General features: G+C 38.4%; 15 protein-coding genes. 11 read left to right on the forward strand and 4 right to left on the reverse strand.

The features are described 5' to 3' along the window. Nucleotides 1-121 precede the first annotated feature (121 nt). Nucleotides 122-1,912, forward strand: coding sequence for an ABC transporter ATP-binding protein (locus CBW18_RS08255; protein ID WP_088300824.1), 1,791 nt, complete (start codon nt 122-124; stop codon nt 1,910-1,912). 67 nt (nt 1,913-1,979) lie between these two features. Further along, a complete protein-coding gene (locus CBW18_RS08260; RefSeq protein WP_088300825.1) occupies nt 1,980-2,303 on the forward strand; it encodes a DUF3276 family protein in 324 nt (107 codons plus the stop codon). An 86-nt stretch (nt 2,304-2,389) separates the two neighbouring features. Here CBW18_RS08260 and CBW18_RS08265 read toward each other — a convergent pair whose 3' ends face one another. Further along, nucleotides 2,390-2,851 (reverse strand): DUF5362 family protein, encoded by a 462-nt coding sequence (locus CBW18_RS08265; protein ID WP_088300826.1) that lies wholly within the window; start codon nt 2,849-2,851, stop codon nt 2,390-2,392. Between the two features lie 201 nt (nt 2,852-3,052). Here CBW18_RS08265 and ychF point away from each other — a divergent pair, with 201 nt between their 5' ends. Continuing rightward, the gene (gene ychF, locus CBW18_RS08275; RefSeq protein WP_088300828.1) at nt 3,053-4,153 is read left to right on the forward strand and encodes a redox-regulated ATPase YchF; all 1,101 of its coding nucleotides are present in this window, start codon (nt 3,053-3,055) and stop codon (nt 4,151-4,153) included. Nucleotides 4,154-4,248: 95 nt separating this feature from the next. Here ychF and CBW18_RS08280 read toward each other — a convergent pair whose 3' ends face one another. Together CBW18_RS08280 and mgtE are read right to left on the reverse strand one after the other, a co-directional pair. Next, nucleotides 4,249-4,863 (reverse strand): HAD hydrolase-like protein, encoded by a 615-nt coding sequence (locus CBW18_RS08280; RefSeq protein WP_088301343.1) that lies wholly within the window; start codon nt 4,861-4,863, stop codon nt 4,249-4,251. Between the two features lie 8 nt (nt 4,864-4,871). After that, nucleotides 4,872-6,248, reverse strand: coding sequence for a magnesium transporter (mgtE, locus tag CBW18_RS08285; RefSeq protein WP_088300829.1), 1,377 nt, complete (start codon nt 6,246-6,248; stop codon nt 4,872-4,874). Nucleotides 6,249-6,757: 509 nt separating this feature from the next. On the opposite strand from mgtE, the gene CBW18_RS08290 reads away from it, so the two are divergent. The 8 genes from CBW18_RS08290 to CBW18_RS08325 all read left to right on the forward strand — a co-directional run bounded on the left by CBW18_RS08290 (nt 6,758) and on the right by CBW18_RS08325 (nt 19,548). Then, complete coding sequence (locus CBW18_RS08290) at nt 6,758-9,769, forward strand: SusC/RagA family TonB-linked outer membrane protein (protein WP_088300830.1); 3,012 nt, start codon at nt 6,758-6,760, stop codon at nt 9,767-9,769. Between the two features lie 22 nt (nt 9,770-9,791). Further along, nucleotides 9,792-11,189: a SusD/RagB family nutrient-binding outer membrane lipoprotein gene (locus tag CBW18_RS08295; protein ID WP_088300831.1), complete on the forward strand. Its 1,398-nt coding sequence runs from the start codon at nt 9,792-9,794 to the stop codon at nt 11,187-11,189. A 569-nt stretch (nt 11,190-11,758) separates the two neighbouring features. Continuing rightward, nucleotides 11,759-12,433 carry a TolC family protein gene (locus tag CBW18_RS08300; RefSeq protein WP_088300832.1) on the forward strand — a complete coding sequence of 225 codons (675 nt, stop codon included), beginning with the start codon at nt 11,759-11,761 and terminating at the stop codon, nt 12,431-12,433. Nucleotides 12,434-12,439: 6 nt separating this feature from the next. After that, the gene (locus CBW18_RS08305; RefSeq protein ID WP_088300833.1) at nt 12,440-14,590 is read left to right on the forward strand and encodes a lipopolysaccharide biosynthesis protein; all 2,151 of its coding nucleotides are present in this window, start codon (nt 12,440-12,442) and stop codon (nt 14,588-14,590) included. Nucleotides 14,591-14,601: 11 nt separating this feature from the next. Further along, nucleotides 14,602-16,062: an O-antigen ligase family protein gene (locus CBW18_RS08310; protein ID WP_088300834.1), complete on the forward strand. Its 1,461-nt coding sequence runs from the start codon at nt 14,602-14,604 to the stop codon at nt 16,060-16,062. Beyond that, the gene (locus tag CBW18_RS08315; RefSeq protein WP_088300835.1) at nt 16,043-17,242 is read left to right on the forward strand and encodes a glycosyltransferase family 2 protein; all 1,200 of its coding nucleotides are present in this window, start codon (nt 16,043-16,045) and stop codon (nt 17,240-17,242) included. The genes CBW18_RS08310 and CBW18_RS08315 overlap by 20 nt, the downstream gene beginning before the upstream one ends. Nucleotides 17,243-17,341: 99 nt before the next feature. Next, a complete protein-coding gene (locus CBW18_RS08320) occupies nt 17,342-18,550 on the forward strand; it encodes a glycosyltransferase (protein WP_088300836.1) in 1,209 nt (402 codons plus the stop codon). An 80-nt stretch (nt 18,551-18,630) separates the two neighbouring features. After that, nucleotides 18,631-19,548, forward strand: coding sequence for a glycosyltransferase family 2 protein (locus CBW18_RS08325; RefSeq protein WP_088300837.1), 918 nt, complete (start codon nt 18,631-18,633; stop codon nt 19,546-19,548). Nucleotides 19,549-19,561: 13 nt separating this feature from the next. Here CBW18_RS08325 and CBW18_RS08330 read toward each other — a convergent pair whose 3' ends face one another. Continuing rightward, the gene (locus tag CBW18_RS08330; RefSeq protein ID WP_088300838.1) at nt 19,562-20,311 is read right to left on the reverse strand and encodes a glycosyltransferase family 2 protein; all 750 of its coding nucleotides are present in this window, start codon (nt 20,309-20,311) and stop codon (nt 19,562-19,564) included. Between the last annotated feature and the right edge of the window lie 86 nt (nt 20,312-20,397).

Genomic DNA, 20,397 nt, shown 5'->3' on the forward strand with positions numbered 1-20,397 from the left:
ACTATAACAAAATATATTTCGTTCTGATCACCTCACAATCGTTTTGCATTTTGAAAACTGATGAGGATTAACAATATAATTATTGAGTTTGAAATCGTGAAATTGCCTAAGTTTGTACCACATGAAACATCTGCGCAGATTAAATAAGTATTTTCTGAAATATAAATGGTGGATTATACCCGGAAGTATTTTTGTAGTCATCTCCAATATTTTCGGTGTTGTTCCTGCCCAGGTAATTGGTTATGCGGTTGATCTGATCACAGAAAACATACAGATCTATAACCTTTTTAATGGCTTTGACCGACAGGAGATCATTTATAGCATATTCAGCAGTAACCTTCTGTATTTTGGGCTATTGGTCATAGCACTATATATACTTAGAGGCCTGTTTCTGTTTTTTATGCGTCAAACCATAATCCTGATGTCGAGGCATATTGAATTTGATATGAAGAATGATATCTATCAGCATTATCAGGAGTTAAGCCTTGGGTTTTACCGCAGAAACAATACCGGTGACCTTATGAACCGTGCTACGGAAGATGTAAACCGGGTCCGGATGTATGTTGGTCCGGCCATTATGTATACCATCAATACCTTTGTTTTATCGGTATTAATTGTATGGTCAATGTTTGATGTAAACTCCAAACTGGCCATTTATTGCCTTCTGCCGCTCCCCTTCCTTGTGGTTATTATTTATTATGTGAATACGCTTATTTTCAAGAAAAGCGGAAAAATTCAGGAAAGGCTTTCTGAATTGTCAAGTTTTGTACAGGAGCGTTTTTCAGGCATACGCATTATCAAGTCCTATGTCAGGGAAGATTACACCCGGAACATGTTTGAGATTCAAAGTAATGATTATAAAAAGGATTCCATGAGTTTGGTAAAGGTTTCGGCGCTGTTCTACCCTACCATGATGCTATTAATCGGATTAAGCACCATTTTAACCATTTACATTGGCGGCATACAGGTGATGAACGGAAGCATCACGGCCGGAAACATTGCAGAATTTATCATCTACATTAATCAGCTTACATTTCCGGTAACCATGCTGGGCTGGGTCACTTCATTGATTCAACGTGCAGCAGCTTCGCAAAAAAGGATTAATGAATTTTTAGATATTCCATCTGATATCCAGTCGACAGAACTTAATGCTAAAACAATTAATGGACATATCAAATTCAACAATGTAAGTTTCACTTATCCCGATACCGGTATTGAAGCATTGAAAAATTTAAATTTTGAGATTAAAGCAGGAGCGTTTGTGGCCATTATTGGCAAAACAGGTTCTGGAAAATCTACATTGGCCAATTTAATCATGCGCATGTATGATGTTCAAAATGGAGCTATTTTGGTTGATGGTAATGATTTAAAATCTCTCAATCTGAAAAACTACCGCAGCCAGATTGGCTTTGTACCACAAGAGGTTTTCTTGTTTTCTGATACGATAAGAAATAATATTGCCTTTGGTTTAGACCAGGTTACAGATGAAGAAATTTACACTGCCGCCAAAAATGCTTCCGTTTACCACAACATTATTAATTTTGATGAAAAATTTGAAACGATGCTTGGTGAACGTGGCATAACATTGTCTGGCGGACAAAAACAACGTGTATCTATTGCCAGAGCTTTAATCAAATCGCCTGGAATTTTAATATTTGATGATTGTCTTTCAGCTGTTGATACGAAAACGGAAGAAGAAATTTTAAATAATCTGGGTAAAATGATGAGCGGAAAAACCAGTATTTTAATTGCGCACCGCATTTCTACCATTAAGAATGCAGATAAGATTCTGGTGCTTGATCGCGGAGAAATCATTGAGCAAGGCACACACAGCGAATTACTTAGCCAAAACGGGAGTTATACAGAACTTTACAATAACCAGCTTTTAGAGGAAGAATCACGAAGTATTTAATTTTATTTTGAACTTTAAATATTTGCTTTATATTTACCGAAACCAAAAACCAACATCAATACCAACCATGGGAGAATTCGACAACAAGGAAAGAGAAGAAGTTTTTTCAAAGAAAGTAAGAGCAGGCAAGAGAACTTATTTCTTCGATGTGAAGGCTACTCGCTCAGGTGATTATTATTTAACAGTTACCGAGAGCAAGAAAAGATTAGAAGACGGTGTGTTTGTAAAACACAAAATTTTCTTATACAAAGAAGACTTTGAAAAATTTACGGAAGGCTTAAACGAAACGGTTGATTATATTAAATCTCATCAGGATGTTATTGAAAAACGCTATGAATATTCTGAAAACGGAGAACATAGTGCTAAAACATCTGACGATTTTTCGTTTTAATCTAATCATATAAGAAAAGCCTTTGCGAAAACAAAGGCTTTTTTATGCTTTAAATATTTACTGTATACAGATTTGATCAATAGTGGCTATGCTACGGCCAATCCTGCTCCCATTAAAAAGATCAATAGAAAGTAGCCGACAATTACGGTGATTGTAATAATTCCCCAAAATTTAAAAAGTGACTTTACATGTTGCATAGCGCTGTTTAAACTTTCCTGATTTCCAAACAACACGCCTTGTTTTCCTTGATTTGAAATCCTAAACAATAACAAACTCGGGTAAAAATAAAACAGGCCCAGAAATAAATAAACGATCGTGATTGCAGTTGAACTGCCCTGCCCCAATGTACCCAATTGTTTGGCCAGCATTGGATTGCCCGCAATCATTGATGGGATTGAAAACGAAATTAAAACCATCATCGCTGAAAATACAAATCCAACAATTGATAGAAATTTCGCCCATTTGGTAATATCGTAAAGGTAACTACGCATTTCTTCTGTTACCACTAATTTCACTTCCTGAGGTACACCCTCCGCTAAATCTTCCATATTAATCACTGTAATTTTGGATAAACTTAGATAAAATATCTAGCTGTAACAAATAACCAGCTTTAATTAAAGAGTTTAAAAGCTTATCTTTGCCGCCTGAAAAAGGTGAAAGGTGAAAGGTGAAAGGTGAAAGGTGAAAGGTGAAAGGTGAAAGGTGAAAGGTGAAATCGTAAATCGTAAATCGTAAATTAAAAAATATAAATGGCATTACAATGTGGTATAGTTGGTCTACCAAACGTAGGTAAATCAACGCTTTTTAACTGTTTATCCAATGCAAAGGCGCAAGCTGCAAACTTCCCTTTTTGTACTATAGAGCCTAATGTTGGTGTAATTACGGTACCGGATGACAGACTAACCAAACTGGCTGAGCTGGTTAAGCCTAACAAAGTACAGCCTAATACTATTGAAATTGTAGATATTGCAGGTTTAGTTAAGGGCGCATCAAAAGGTGAGGGTTTAGGTAACCAGTTTTTAGGCAACATACGGGCTACAAATGCAATCATTCATGTTTTACGGTGTTTTGATGATGGTAATGTGATCCATGTTGATGGCTCTGTTGATCCGATCCGTGATAAAGAAATTATCGATACAGAATTACAGCTAAAGGATTTGGATACGGTTGATAAGCGCATCCAGAAGGTAGAAAAAATGGCTAAAACCGGTGGTGATAAAGATGCCAAACGCACTTATGAAATATTATCGGTTGTAAAAACACACTTAGAAAATGGCAAATCTATCCGTACAGCTCCTCTTGCGCAAGAAGATTTCGATTTCATCGAAGATTTGGGTTTATTAACCCAAAAACCTGTAATGTACGTTTGTAATGTGGATGAGGCTTCTGTCGTAAGCGGCAACAAATATGTTGATCTGGTAAAAGCAAGCGTAGCTGATGAACGTGCAGAGGTGCTGGTTATTTCTGCTAAAATAGAATCTGAAATAGCAGAATTAGAAAGCTATGAAGAGCGTCAGGAATTTTTAGCTGATTTAGGTCTGGATGAGTCTGGTGTAAATAAATTGATCCGTGCGGCCTATAAATTATTAAACCTTTATACTTATTTCACTGCCGGGGTTCAGGAAGTACGTGCATGGACCATTACCAAAGGTTTTACCGCTCCTCAGGCGGCAGGTGTAATCCACACTGATTTCGAAAAGGGCTTTATCCGTGCAGAAGTAATCAAATACAACGATTTCGTCACTTTAGGTTCGGAAAATGCCTGTAAAGATGCTGGTAAACTGGGTGTTGAAGGCAAAACTTACGTGGTAGAAGATGGAGACATTATGCACTTCAGATTTAATGTTTAATAATCAAGAGTTACTAACTTTTACTGTCAACCGACTGGGAAAGTTAGTAACTCTAATATTTAAATATCCACAACATTAACAGTTCAAATACTGTTTTAAACCTCCAATCCATAAGCCGCAAGCTGCGCCTTGGTATCTTCATAACTGGTGTGGTAGATCCCTTGCAATCCCAAACCTTCAGCTACCTGCACAAAAAGCATCCGGTCATCAATATATAAACTGGTAGCTACATCGCTTTGTGAAATATCTATCGCAACTTTGAAAATATCTGCATCAGGTTTACGGAAGTGTACAAAACTGGATGAGACAAAGAAATCTACAAATTCATTCAGTTTAAAAGTATTGATCCGGTACTGGTTAAGCTCTCTGCCTTCATTACTGATAACCGCTACCTTAAGCTGATACTTCTTTTTCAAATCACAGATTAATTGGATCATTTCCGGGTAAGGCAATGATTTTTTGAACATAAATTCTTTAAAATCATTGTAAGTAAACTGACGAGGCTTGAAGAACACGATCCGCTCAAGATATTCATCGAGAGTTAATTTTCCAACTTCGTAAGTGTCGAAGGTTAAATGGTGGCGTTCTTCTAAATCAACCGAATCCAGATCAAAAAGTACAGAGGCTTCTCCCCTGGCATGCCTGTCCCAACCATTGGTAAGCAACACGCCGCCAATGTCTGTAAAAAGTGTGGTTATTTTCTTTTCCATCATTTATTTTATAATAAAACTCCTTTTAAAATCAATACGGCTACGCTAAAGTAAATGACAATACCGGTCACATCCACCATTGTGGCCACAAATGGTGCTGATGAAGTTGCCGGATCGAGCTTCAGCTTTTTGAGGATAATGGGCATCATAGAGCCGATTAAACTTCCCCATAATACAATGCCTACCAGCGTAAAAAATATAGTGGTGGCGATCAGGAAAAAGTGAGGTCCATAATCATACAGATGCAGTTCCTGCCAGATCACAATGCGCACAAAGCCAATGGTTCCCAATATAATCCCCAGCATTGAGCCAGACACCAATTCGCGACGCATTACGCGCCACCATTCTGCAATGGTAACTTCACCAAGTGCCATCGCCTGAATAATCAGGGTTGAAGCCTGCGAGCCACTGTTACCACCACTACTCATAATTAAAGGAATAAACAGGGAAAGTACCACAGCCTTTTCGAGTTCAATTTCGAAGTGCTGCATGGCCGTTGCCGTTAACATTTCCCCTAAAAAGAGTACAATTAACCAGCCTGCACGTTTCTTCACCAATTTTAAAATCGGAATATCCAGGTAGGGCTCATCTAAAGCTTCTGTACCCCCTATTTTATGCATATCTTCTGTATATTCTTCATTGGCAATCCAGAGGATATCATCTACCGTCACAATCCCCAGCAGAATATTGTTTTCATCTACAACAGGTAAAGCTACCCGGTTATTCATCCTGAAAATGTTGATGGCATCTTCCTGCGGATCATTTGCCTTTAAAGCGATAAAGCGTTTGTCTGTTAATTCTCCGATGATAGAATCCGGATCGGCCAACAAAACTTCCCGAATCCTGATATCATCCAGCAATACGCCATCTTTATCGATCACATAAACCACATCAATCGTTTCAGAGTTTTTTCCATACCGACGGATATGGGACAGCACTCTCGCTACCGACCATTCTGGCTTTACAGCAATATAATCGGGCGTCATTAAACGACCGATACTATATTCGTTATAGCCTAAAAGTGCCAGTGATTCCTTACGTTCTTCCGAAGGTAAAAGGGAAATCATTTTCTTTACCACATCGCCTTTCATTTCACCAAAAAGCGCGGTACGATCATCAGGTGGTAAATCCTTTATAATTTGATTTAACTTATTACCTGAAAGCTTTTTAATGATCCGTTCCTGGGTAGGAAAATCGAGAATACGAAATACGTTTACAGCTCTGTTGAGGGAAATGGTTTCGATGAATTTGGCTGCACATTGTGGAAGTTCATCAATTAATTCTTCTACATCAGAGATATTCAGTCCGTCGAGATATTTCTTTAAGGCAATATCATCTTGTTTTTCAAGTAGTTCCTGAACCTCTTCTACAACCATTTCTTCCATAAACAACTATTTAATTTAATACATGCCAAAACCTCTGCTAGCGGTTCGCAAAGGTGCATTTTTATTTTTTAAAAAGCCAACTGTGCACCTGTTAATTCATTTATAATGTGGCTTAAATAATCGCTACGAGCCTTTAAATGAAATGATATTCATCATCAATCATGATGATTTAATAATTCTTTAATATTATGGATATACCAATTGGATGCTTTAAAAAAATTGGAAGTATTTTTATTTTCTACTCCTTCATTAAAATATCGTTTTCATTTTTCATGCAACTAAAATAACCTATCGTATTATCATGTTTAAAGTGTAAACTGCATTCGGGTTATGCTCAAAAAATATAAAATTATACCTTAAGTTCATCATTGTCAGCATTTCATACTTCCCTCCAATGCATTTAACATTTGCGTAATATTTTTGTTAAATTATGGTTAATACCTGATAAAATCCTCTAATGATCTGGTTTGCAAGTCACCTAAATTTGGGCAGACTAACAACCAAACCACATGATAACTAAACTCAAAACTGCTTTTCTGGCAGTAGTCATGCTCTGTTTTATACAGCTGCAAGCCCAAACGTCTCTCATTAGTGGTAAAATTACGACTAAAGATGGAATGCCCATACCTGGCATTTCAGTAAAGGTAAAAGGTACATCCCAGGGCGTATCTACAGATGCTCAAGGGAAATTTTCCATCAGCGGCGCAAATCCTTCTGTACTGGTCATCAGCGGAATAGGCTACCAGACCCGGGAATTTACGTTCAACGGGCAGCCTGCAGTGTCTATTGTGCTTCAGGAAGATCAGCAGAACCTGAGCGAAGTAGTGGTTACCGCATTGGGCGTTAAGCGTGAAAAACGCAACCTTACCTACAGTTCGCAGGAGGTAAAAGGTGAACAGTTAACTCAAACCAAAGAGCCCAATCTGGTAAATGCACTGGCGGGTAAAGTTTCAGGTGTACAGATCACCAGTTCATCAGGTTCGCCGGGTAGCTCATCCAGAATAGTAATCAGGGGTGCCAATTCCCTTTATGGAAATAATGAAGCTTTAATGGTAATTGATGGGATTCCGGTCAATAACGATGAAACCGGAAACCTGAATTCTGGCCCGGGAACGAATAGAATAGCAGATTTGGACCCTAATATTATCGAAAGTATCAACGTTTTAAAAGGAGGAGCAGCAACGGCCCTTTATGGTTCTGACGGTGCAAAGGGAGTAATTATCATCACCACTAAAACCGGAATGCAAAACAAGAAACCAACATTGAGTTTTTCATCTTCCCTGTCTTTAGAAACCCCTTTACTGCCGGAGATTCAGAATAAATACTCATTAGGATCAAATGGTGTATACTTTGATGGCGTAAACCAAAAAACAAGTACTTCCTGGGGAGCAAGAATGGACACCCTAAAAATAAACGGACAACCAGCAAAGGTTTACGATCAATCAGATTTATTCTTTAAAACCGGTAAAACCTATACCAATACCATTGGTATAAATGGTGGTGGTGCTTCAGGTACTTATTTCCTATCCTATACCAATCTTTCGCAAGATGGTACGGTACCACAAACCTCCTTTGACAGAAACACGGTTTTTGGAAAATTCAGCACGCAAATACTTAAAAATCTTGACGTTACCTTCTCCCTTAATTATGCCAACACTAAAAACAACAGGTTACCTGAAGGTTATGCTTTAGAGAGTCCGGTGTGGACAATCTTTACGGCACCGGTTTCTTACAATCTTCAACCTGCCCTTAATCCAGACGGAACACAAAGACTTTACCGCTTTTCAAGAAACAATCCGTACTGGGTATTGGATAATATCAGCAACACATCAGTAGTTAACCGGTTTTTACCCACTTTTAACGCCAGTTATAAGCCCCTGAGCTGGTTAACCGTAACAGAACGCTTTGGTGCTGATGTATACACCGAACAAGGAAAGTATCATGAATCTTCACTCTCCGTATCTAATCCCAATGGTCGGATCGTAAATAGTAACACCAATTTCAGACAATACAACAATGACTTAATTATCGGAGCCAATCAAAGTTTTGGTGATTTTAACATTGATGCTATCTTAGGTAATAACATCATCTCTACCTATTCTGAAAATGCATATGCCAACGGGCTTGGGATTACCGTTCCGGGATTTGATAACATAGGATCTACTTCTACGGTTAAATTTACGGAAACCAGCTACTTAAGCAGAAAAATAGGGTTTTACCTGCAATCAAATATCGACTATAAAAAATTCCTGATCCTCTCCCTCACCGGACGATATGACGGAACTTCCGTACTGGCCAGAAACAATAGCTTTTATCCTTATGGCTCTGCTGCTACAAGTTTTATTTTCTCTAACTTCTTTTCAAAAGAAGTTTCTGACATCATGAGCTTCGGAAAGTTAAGGGTATCATACAGTACCGTTGGAAATGCCAGTATTGGTCCATACAGCCTGCTTACACCTTATGAATCACAAACAGTAAGAAACATCGCCTTTCCATATCAAGGTCAATCCGGCTTTCTGATCAGTACGGTATTAAGTGATCCCAACTTAAAAAATGAGCGGATTAATGAATTTGAGGTAGGCCTGGAAACCGGTTTCTTTAAAAACCGTATAGGTTTGGAAGTAACATATTTCGATAAAAAGACCGTAAACGGAATTATTCCCAATGTAGCACTTGCACCTTCAACCGGGTTTAATTCTACCAGTGTAAATACTGCATCCATGCGTAACAGAGGTATCGAAGTACTTTTAAATGCTAAACCCATTAAAACAGAAAACTTTAGCTGGGATTTGACACTGAATTATAGCAGAATCAGAAATAAAGTATTGTCTATTTACAATAACCTTAACCAGATTGGTAATGGCTTTACTTTTATTTTGGCCAATCAACCTTATGGCGTCATTTATGGAACACGATATGCCAAAAACAGTGAGGGCAAATTATCCATCGGTGATGATGGATTGCCATTCGCCGCAGATGAACAGGGCATTATCGGAAACATCAATCCGGATTGGATGGGCGGCATTATCAATAACTTCAAATACAAGCAGTTTACCTTAAGTTTCTCCTTTGATATGAAAAAAGGTGGCGATATCCAGAACAATGTTGATGGCTATGGCTATTTTTATGGTACACCAAAAGTAACCGAAAACCGGGAAAACCGAGTAGTGGAAGGTGTTAATGCCACTACCGGATTACCCAATACGGTTTCAGTTTCAGGTCAGGCTTATTACCAGCGAATCAACAGTATACTTGAATCCGTTATTCAGGATGGTACTTATGTAAAATTGAGAAATGTAAGTTTCGGCTATAACTTAAAACCAACCTGGCTGCAAAAAACGCCTTTCAAAACATTAGGAATCCAGGTTACGGGTAGAAATTTATGGATTTACGCACCACACTTTACTGGTGGGGACCCTGAAGTAAGTTCATTTGGCTCTTCCAATGGTTCACAGGGAATTTATTCCTTCTCTATTCCTACCTCAAGATCTGTAGATTTTAGTCTGAAGTTAACATTGTAAGCACCACATAGCAATAATCAACATGAAAAAGATATATTATATTTTAAGTTTTACACTGATCACAGCTTTTGCCGGCTGCAAAAAATATATAGATGTGAACAATGATCCTAACAGACCAATAGATGTGAAGGAATCGTTGATGCTTCCGCCTATTCAAATGCTCATCTCGCAAAATATAAATGCTTCAGGGGATGGAAACCTGAGTGTGATTCTTCAGCAGTACCTGCAGGTAATGGCCCTGAACCAGGTAGCACCCAATTTCGGCACGTATCAAATGTATCACATAGACATGGATGGTGATTGGAATAGCATCTACGTGCGCACATTAAATAACCTGAACTTGCTGAATATAAAAGCGACAACCAATGGCAATTTAAATTATGCCGCGATTTCGAAAATACTCAGTGCTTATACTTTGGGTTATGCCACAGATGCTTTTGGCGATATCCCTTACAGCCAGGCTTTTAAGGGAAAAGAAATGCTTACGCCTGTGTATGACTCGCAACAGCAGATTTACATACAATTGCAGCGCTTACTGGATGAAAGCATTGCAGATATTGATAAGAAGACGGGTTTAACACCGGGTGCAGATGATCTTATCTATCTTGGTAACATGGCAAAATGGAAAAAGCTTGCCTATACCCTAAAAGCACGCTTCTACATGCATCTGACCAAGGCACCAGGTACTTCTGCAGCAGCACAGGCACAACTGGCCTTAACAGCACTAAGCAATGGTATGCAAAATAATGATGATGATTTTAAAATCTCATTTAGCGGTTCTGCAGGAGCTGAAAACCCATGGCAACAGAACTTTTTACCCGGCAGTACATTCGTGCTGGCAAATACTTTTGTGGATCAGCTGAAATTAAGAAATGATCCCAGACTCAGTAAGATGGTGAAACCAGCTACTGAAACGGGTTTGTATACCGGCAGGCAGATTGGACTGGAAGAAATCGGTAGCCTGGAATCCTATTCTATTCCGGCAGATTTTTATGCAGGTGCCAGTGCAAATAACTACCTCGTTAATTACACTGAAGCTGCTTTCTTAAAAGCTGAGGCTACTTTTATTATTTCCGGTGCTGATGCTGCACAGCCATTTTATGCCGAAGGTGTTCAACGCCATATGGAAAAATTAGGAGTAAGTACAACCGACATTAATAATTACCTTGCTGCAAGGGGGCCACTTCGTGCAACTAATGCCATACAATTAATTATGGAGGAAAAATCGGTGTCTAACTTCCTTAACCCAGAAAACTACACCGACTGGCGCCGCACCGGGTTTCCGGTTTTAAACAAAGTAAAAAATGCATTATCAGAAATTCCGAGAAGGGTTTTATATCCAAATTCAGAAATGATCTCTAATCCTCAACCGCAGCAAAAAGCGAAAATTACCGATCGCCTTTGGTGGGATAATAATTAGAAAATATTTTCAACCATTTTACAAAGGAGGTTGCATCATTGATAAAATGATCAGCCTCTTTTTTATACCAGCTGTTTTGAGGATTATCTGATCTCTTCATGTTCATTCTGAAAGTAGTTAACAGGCTACAACTGATATGGAAAACAGCGCGATTTTAAGAAGAGAAAACAGACAGGCCAACCATTTTGAACATAAACTCAGTAAAAAACAGTAAATTTTTGCACGATCTTCCCACTGATCAGTTTCCAAAACAATTAAAAAGCCATTAGTAATAAGCACTTAATCATATCTGAAATACCGTAAATCAGGATTTATTCACTGCATAAAAATCCTATTTAATAAACAATAGAAACACTTTTTCACTAAAAAATAAAAAAATAGCAGGTGATGTAGCAGCATCTGGATCACCACGGTTATGAAATTAATTCCACTCAGGTATTTAAAAGCTTACAACTTGATGAAAAAAAAGGATTTAGTTTACAGAAAAGAATATACTAATTCACTAATTTTGACATTTGATTTATCTCAATAACTTAAATCCCCAAACAAAACGGTAGATTACCAAACCAATGACCAAAATTTTTCTATTCATTATTATTATTCTATTTTCTATAAATACCTATGCCCAGGAGAGCTTTATTGGAAATATTAACTACATGCTTCTGGAAAAGTATGTTGATTTGGCCAAGCAAAACTACCCTAAAAGGAAAATGTATAAGGCCAGTGAGTTGAGCGCAAAGGCTAAAGTTGGCGTAGCAAGGGCTACTTATTTTGATGCTTTTACAGCTTCTTATAATTATAGTCCAACCAATGCTTCAAAAATTAACACGACCAATAACTATACATTAAACGGCTTGCAGCTTGGTATTTTTTTTAACGTAGGTATTTTATTCAGAACTCCTGCTTATGTAAGGCAGGCGAAAGAAGAACATAATGAAAAGATTTACCAGGCACAGGAGTACGATATATTATTGGCCTCGGAAGTGAAGAAAACCTATTACGAATATTTGCGTGAAGCTGCAGATCTGAAAGTTAAGGCGCAAACCTACACCGATAATAAAGCGGCCAGTGACGCACTTCGATATAAATTTGAGAAAGGCGAAACCAGTCTGGATGATTATACCAAGGCGAAAACGATAACATCATATGCCAATTCTGAACGCTTGCTGGCAGAACTTAATCTGCTCAAAGCTAAAGATTCACTCGAAGCATTGATTGGTGAGGCATTAGAGGACGTGAAATAAAGAAGTATGAACATTCAAGAATTTTTAAATCTTACACGTAAGTACAGGTGGCTGATCATTTCAATCCCTGTACTGACACTCATCATCACGTTTCTCTTTGTGAGGAATCTACCGAAAGAATATAAATCTGTGGCACAGATTTCTACTGGTTTACTAGATCCATCCCGGCAGGTGGCATCGGAAGTACAAGGTTATTCGGGTCCTGATATCATTATAAAACTGAACCAACAGTTTACCACCATTATTGATGTGATGCGGATGCCGAAAAATATGAGTCTGCTGTCTTACAGATTAATATTGCACGACCTCAAAAACCCGCAGGCACCTTTTAAGCCGCTAAGTACCGATCTCAAAAATCTGAATGCTGCCCAAAAACAAGAGGCTATTAATTTGTTCGAGAGCCGCTTGATGAAAAGAGAGGTACTAACCCCCCTTGATAATGGCAGGTTAATGCTGTTCAACCTTGTTGAATCTATGGGCTATGGTACGGTACAGCTGAATAAAAAGCTGAATATTACGCATGAACAGAACAGTGATTTTATATCCGTAGAATTTATTTCTCAGAATACCTTGCTTTCTGTTTTTGTGGTGAATACCCTCGCCAACGATTTTATCAATAATTACAGTTTAGATCAGATCAGCAATAAAAACACATCCATACTGGTGTTGGATTCGCTCCTGAAGAAAAAAGAAACTGTGATGAATGACCGCATACGCCAGTTGAAAGATTATAAAATTAAAAACGGCGTATTAAATCTGGATAAGCAATCACAAATCATCTATCAGCAAATTACTGATAACGAGAATAAAAAAAGTCAGGCCTTAATTGACAGGCAAGCTGCCCTGGCCGCCTTAAAAAATGTAAACGATAAGTTAGATGGCCGGAATACAGATAAATATCTTGGAGCTGAAGTAGTGGCTGATAATCAGGATATCATCAATTTAAAAAACAAAATCGAAACTGCAGAGAATATATACCTGGATGGTGGCTATAAAGCCCTTGATAAAAAGAAAGTTGATTCATTGCAACTGCTGTTGAGTGCAAAGTTATTAAAGTCAAATGACCGTTACGTAAGCGATCCGCTCGTTGCCAAGCAAACTTTAGTTCAAAGACGCATAGCTATAGGAATCGATTTAGAAAAAACAACGGCGGGTATTAAAGATATCGACAGGGAGTTAGACAAGTTAAATGCAAAATTCACCGGAATGGTTCCCTTTGATGCAGGCGTTCAGGATTATGAACGCAATGCCGATGTAGCAACTAAAGAATACCTGGAAATACTAAGCCGCTACAACCAAACCAGTCTGGATAAAAATATTGGTCTGCGCTTGCAACTCGTACAGGAAGGTGTGCCTACCGTTGCGGAATCGTCAAAAAAACCGATTTACATGGCATTAAGTGTTATCGCCAGCTTCGCTATCTGTTTTTTCCTGCTATTTATCATTTACTTTTTAGATCATTCTATTAACAATGCGCAGGAACTAAAAGCAGCTACCAATAGCAAGGTAATCGGTGAGTTAAATTTCATCAAACCTAGAAACAGGGATATCACCAAAATCTGGGAGGAGGAATATACAGACCAAGAAATTTCTTTATTTAAGGACCAAATGCGTGCACTCCGTTTTGAAATTGACCGTTTGCTTGCCACAGAAAACCAGAAAGTTTTGGGAATTACAAGTCTGAAATCTGCCAGATCTCCAATTTTTACACTTGTTGGCTTAACTTATGCTTTTGATTCATTGGGCAAAAAGATTTTAATCATTGGTCATGCTGAAATAGCCCTGGAACTGGAAAAATTGAAAATTCCAACCAACCAATCTATCGGCAATATTTTATCAGGAGCAACCATTGTAGCTGATCAGTCCATTACTTTTTTAAGCAATGATTTAGGAGGTAAGTCGCTGCTGGAAAAGGGAAATCAGGAAGGCATCCAGCAAATATTCAATACATTTAATGCACAGTTTGATTTAATCCTGGTGTATTTAGATCCGGTAAACAGTTTGTCGGCCATTAAAGAGTGGATCTTCTTTACAGATCAATACATCGCTTTATTTATGGCAGGCGACTCCATTGCCAACCATGAAAAGGAAAAGGTTACACAACTGAATGCGGACAAAAAGTTTGCAGGATGGATCATCAGCGGCGTTAAAGCTTAATCAGCAGGCTAATGCTTGATAAACTGAACACCTATATCACGGATAATAAAAAAAAGATTATTTTTTTTATTATCGCCATGTGCCTTTCCATATTAGTTGCTGGTTCCATCAGCAAATTTGGATTGCTTGGTCCCCTGTGTGCAATAGCCATTGCGGCCTCAGGTACTTTTCTGGTGTATGCTGTCAAAAATCCACGCCTTGCCTTTTGGGCCTATTTTGCCTATTGTTTTTGTCTGGGATTTCTGGTTAAATCCTTTTTACAGGTTCCGGTCGGACTTGCTTTAGAAGCGCTATTGCTGCTCACCTGGTGTAGTATCCTGATCAATATGGATAAATTCAACTGGCAAAACATAAAAAATGAACACGTAATATTATCATTAATTTGGTTTGGCATCAGTTTCCTTCAAATATTAAATCCCTACGGTGGCAGCATTGTTGCCTGGTTCAATGAATTAAGGTTTGTGGCTTTAAACTGGTTGCTCATTTCACCACTGGTATTTTTAATATTTAACAGCCGGTCAGACTTAAATAAGTTTATTATATTCATTTTCTTATTTTCTTTTCTCGCCTGTTTATATGGTGTAAAACAACTTTATTTTGGCCTCACCAGCGGCGAACAGCAATGGATGGGCATGGGTAACGAGATGACGCATATTATAAAAGGTAAGCTCCGGGTATTTTCCATTTACTCGGATGCGGGGCAATTTGGTGCCTCGCAGGCCATTATGGCTGTGATCTCGCTGGCACTCCTTATTGGCCCGTTTAGCTTTGGAAAAAAAATAATTATCGCATTATTCACCTTTGTATTTCTATATGGCATGGCCATTTCAGGTACCAGGGGTGCACTATTTGCGCTGGCAGCCGGCGTAGCAAGCGCCTTATTTCTAAGTAAAAATTTTAAGGTATTATTTGTAGGTATCTTGTTATGTGGAAGCGGATTTTTTATCTTAAAATACACAACCATTGGCGAAAATATATTTCAGATCAGTCGTTTACGCAGCGCATTAAATCCGGAAGATGCTTCTTTCAAAGTAAGGCTGGATAACCAGAAAAAGCTAAAATCCATATTAAAAGACTTGCCTTTTGGCGCAGGTTTAGGAATGAGCGGGATGAATGGAATAACCTACAACTCTGATAAAGTCATTGCCAATATACCACCAGACAGCTACTGGGTAAAGGTATGGGTAATGTATGGCGTTGTTGGCCTCATCTTCTGGTTTGCCATTACCTCCTATATTATTGGGAAATGCAGCGGCATTGTTTGGAAAATTCAAGACCCGGGGTTAAAGGCAAAGATGATTGCCCTTACGGCCGGAACAGTGGCCTGTTTTATCTGTAGTTACGGCAATGAAGTGATGAATGGAATGCCATCATCTGTAATCATGTTCATGTCATGGTCTTTTGTATATATTGCACCATGGCTTGATAAAAAGTTAAACCAAACTGAACCTGATGGAAATAATCATCATTAATCTCTTACACATAGCACTTTGGATTTTAGGCATTTACCTGCTTATCAATTGCTTGTATCTGGCTTTTTTTGCGATTGCCGGCCTTTTTAATTTACCTAAATCACAAAAACATGCCATCACTTATAAAAAGATTGCCTTGCTTTTTCCTACCTACAGGGAAAATAGTGTTATTATCGAAAGTGTAAAATCTGCATTAAACCATCATTATAACGGAGACTTTGAAGTTGTCGTTATTGCAGACGGCTTACAGCCCCAAACCATTGCCATTTTGAAAGAAATGGGTGCAAATGTTATCGAGGTTTTTTTTGAAAAAAGCACCAAAGGGAAAGCCATGCACTTTGCCATGGAAGAGCTAAAAGATAAGGGTTTCGATATTGCAATGGTATTGGATGTTGATAATGTATTGGGAGCAGATTGTTTGCATTACATCAATTATGCCTTTCAACAGGGGAACAAAGTCATTCAGGTACACCGAACAGCTAAAAATGTAGATACCAGTTTTGCTTTCTTAGACGCTTGTAATGAAGAGGTGAATAACCAGATCTACCGCAAAGGTCACGCTGTTTTGGGTTTATCGGCCACACTAATTGGGTCGGGAGTGGCTTTCGATTTTTCATATTTCCATAGCAAATTAGGTTATATTGGAGAAACAGTGGGCGAAGATAAAAAACTGGATTTTATGATGGCCAGTGATAAAGTTAAAGTGGCTTACCTAAATGATGTATTTGTTTATGATGAAAAAGTAGAAAATGCACAGGTGTTTACCAATCAGCGAACAAGATGGATTGCATCTCAAATAGAATTCCTGAAAGAATATGCTTTAGAAGGCATCTTGATGTTATTTAAGGGAAACATAGCGTTTTTCAATAAAACATTTCAAACTTTTTTAGTACCCAGGATCTTGCTACTGGCATTGCTATTCATCATGGCTGCACAATCATTTTTTAATCCTATCGGACCGGGCAGGGAATTCTGGATCACATTATTCCTTAGTCTTTGCATTACCTTGTTCATCGCCGTACCCAGAAAATTCTATGTAGATAAAAGGCTTTATCTGGCTATCTTACAAATTCCGAGAGCAATGATTGGAATGGTGATCGCATTATTTAGTATTGGCAAGGCCAAAAAATCTTTTATGGTCACGCCGCATCACAATAAACCTGTTAAAGATAATCATTAATCATGCCGATAGAATTGTTGGCCATCATAGGCACCCTGTTTGGAATAGTGGGTTTCATCAGAGGACTAAACACATCAGAACATACAAAAAAGTAAGAAAATGTCGATTTTAAAGAACAGAGACATTATTATCGTTGGTCAGCAACCCTGGGACACCGCAATTGGCAGTAATTGCAAAGATCTGGCGCTTGAATTTAGCAAAAATAACCGGGTACTGTACGTGAATGCACCTTTAGACCGAAGGACGAGCTTGCAACAAAGAAATGTTGAATTGGTAAAGAAAAGGTTGCGCATTATTGCCGGTAAGGAAGAAGGCCTCGAACAGGTATCGCCAAATCTGTGGGTGTATTATCCTAAAGTCATAGTCGAATCCATTAACTGGATCAAAATCATGCCGGTATTCCGCTGGTTAAATAAATTAAATAACAGGAAATTTGCCCGGGACATTCATGTCGCATCAAAAAGATTGAATTTTGAAAATTTCGTTCTGTTTAATGACAATGATATTTTCAGGAGCTTTCATTTAAAGGAATTTTTAAAACCTGGGATAAGTGTTTATTACTCCAGAGACTATATCATTGCTACCCCCTATTGGCAGTATCATGGAAAATACATGGAGCCACAACTGATTGAAAAAAGTGATTTATGCGTGGCAAATTCAGTTTTCCTGGCCAACTATTGTAAAAAATACAATCCGAATTCTTTTTATGTTGGACAGGGTTGTGATTTTAAGTTGTTCAAACATGATGGCCCTATTTCTTTACCAGATGATCTTTCTGCAATCAGAGGTCCGAGATTGGGGTATGTAGGTGCCATATTATCATTAAGGCTTGATGAAGCCATTCTTTTACACCTGGCAAAAACACGACCAGACTGGAGTATCATATTGGTTGGACCAGAGGATGATGATTTTAAAAGAAGTGAACTTCATCAATTAGACAATGTACACTTTTTAGGAAGCAAAAAAACGGAGACACTGGCTGCGTACATTAAAGGATTTGATGTTTGCTTAAATCCGCAGGCGATAAACCCGCTTACCATAGGCAATTATCCTCGTAAAATTGACGAATATCTGGCCATGGGCAAACCCACTATCGCCACCAATACAGCAGCCATGAGCATTTTTGAACAGCATGTTTACCTGGCTGAAACGAAAGAAGATTACGTGACATTGGCAGAAAAAGCATTGGTTGAGCACAGCGAAACTTTGGCTACTGCACGAATTAACTTTGCACATACCCATACATGGGCCAAAAATGCCGAAGAAATTTACCAGGCTATAAATGATGTCTCAGCAAATAAAAGTTAGATTGCATCCATGAAATCGATTATCAAAAGCATTTAGATTATTTTTGCCAGGCAGATTAACATCAATATTAATAAAACGCCATGTCCACCACCTCCATCATTACCGTCAATTTTCACCAGGAAGCCGTAACCATCGCACTACTCCAGTCAATCGGTAAACATTATGATGGAAAAGATGTTGAAGTGATCATTGTAGACAACGGGGCTAAGCAAAACCAGGAAAATGTTTTTCAACCTTACTTTGAAAACATTAAATATATTCAATCGAAGGAGAATCTGGGCTTCGCTGGCGGAAATAATTTAGGAATTAAGCAAGCCATTGGCGATTATATCTTTTTATTAAATAACGACACCGAATTGCCTGCCGGATGTATCGAAACCCTTTGCGCAGAATTTGAACAACATAAAAACATAGGACTTTTGTCGCCGTTATTATTGTATTACGACCGAAAGGATGTAATTCAGTATGCAGGTTTCACGCCTGTAAATCACCTCACAGGCAGAAATGCCACCATTGGCGAACTGGATCGAAATGAAGGGCAATATGCCAATAAAAGCCATCAAACCGGGTATTGCCATGGTGCCGCAATGATGTGCCGTAAGGAAGACCTGCTCAGAGCAGGCTTAATGGAAGAAAATTATTTTCTGTATTATGAAGAGCTGGACTGGTGTGAAAAATTCAAAGCAATTGGCAAACAAGTTTGGTTTACTGGCAAAACCCATGTTTACCACAAGGAATCAATAAGTGTTGGCATAGACAGCCCGCTAAAAATTTATTTCCACACGCGCAACAGGATGCTCTTTATCAGGAAGAATACAGGCTTAATGAATACCGTTCTCTTTTCTGTGTACTATACTCTAATAGCCTGCCCGAAGGCGGTGTTTAAATATTTATTTAATCAGCAATCGCACCTGGCAAAATGGGTATTAAAAGGCCTGTTATGGAATTATACCCATCGTAAGGACAGCAAAAATTTAGGATTCGATCTGCAGAAGTAAGTTTTCAATTAATCTATCTCAGCCTTTTCAAGACCGTTAACACAGCATAATTGCTGAAGTGATATACAGACTTTACAAGACCAAGTTTTTCGCTTTCCCTAAAAATTTTCCAGGTTTTGACAATGGCCTTCATTTTATTTGATGACTGGGAATGTTTCCTGATTCTATACAAGGCCAATGGTTCATTGATTCCGTATCCCAGTTTACACTTTTTAAGCAACTGCAGGAAGAAAATCCAGTCTTCATGGCCCGCCTTCGAAAATTGTAAATCTCCGATAGTGCTCTTCAGCATCATGGAAGTTGAAAATATGATGACATTATGCGACAATAATTGAGTGTAGCTCACATGAAACGGCGCCGGAATTACCCCTGAAATGATATCGCCATCTTCATTAATTCTATTGTAGGCACAGAAGGTTAAGCTGAGCATTTCTTTTTCCATATAAGCCACCTGGCGGCCTAGCTTATTTTCCAGCCAGATATCATCACTGTCCAGAAACGCAATATATTTACCGCCGGCTTTTGCCATCCCAAGGTTTCTCGCGTGTGAAACACCTTTGTTTTCCGGTAAACGAATCAATTGTATGTTATTGTGCTGATTAGCAAACTTTTCTACAATGGTGCAGGTATCATCTGATGATTTGTCATCGATGATAATTAATTCCCATGAGGTATAATTCTGGGCAATCACTGAATTTAAGGTTGCCGTAATAAACTTAGCAGAATTATGGCAGGGTACAATTATCGATACGAGTGGTTCCAATTGATTAAAAAATTAAAATCTTGCGTTTGAGGACTAAAATAGAGAATTATTGCAAACCTTTTAAGTGCTTGTATAAATTAAATAAA

It is taken from the genome of Pedobacter sp. AJM (genome assembly GCF_002197755.1).
In the GTDB taxonomy this organism is placed as follows: Bacteria; Bacteroidota; Bacteroidia; order Sphingobacteriales; family Sphingobacteriaceae; genus Pedobacter.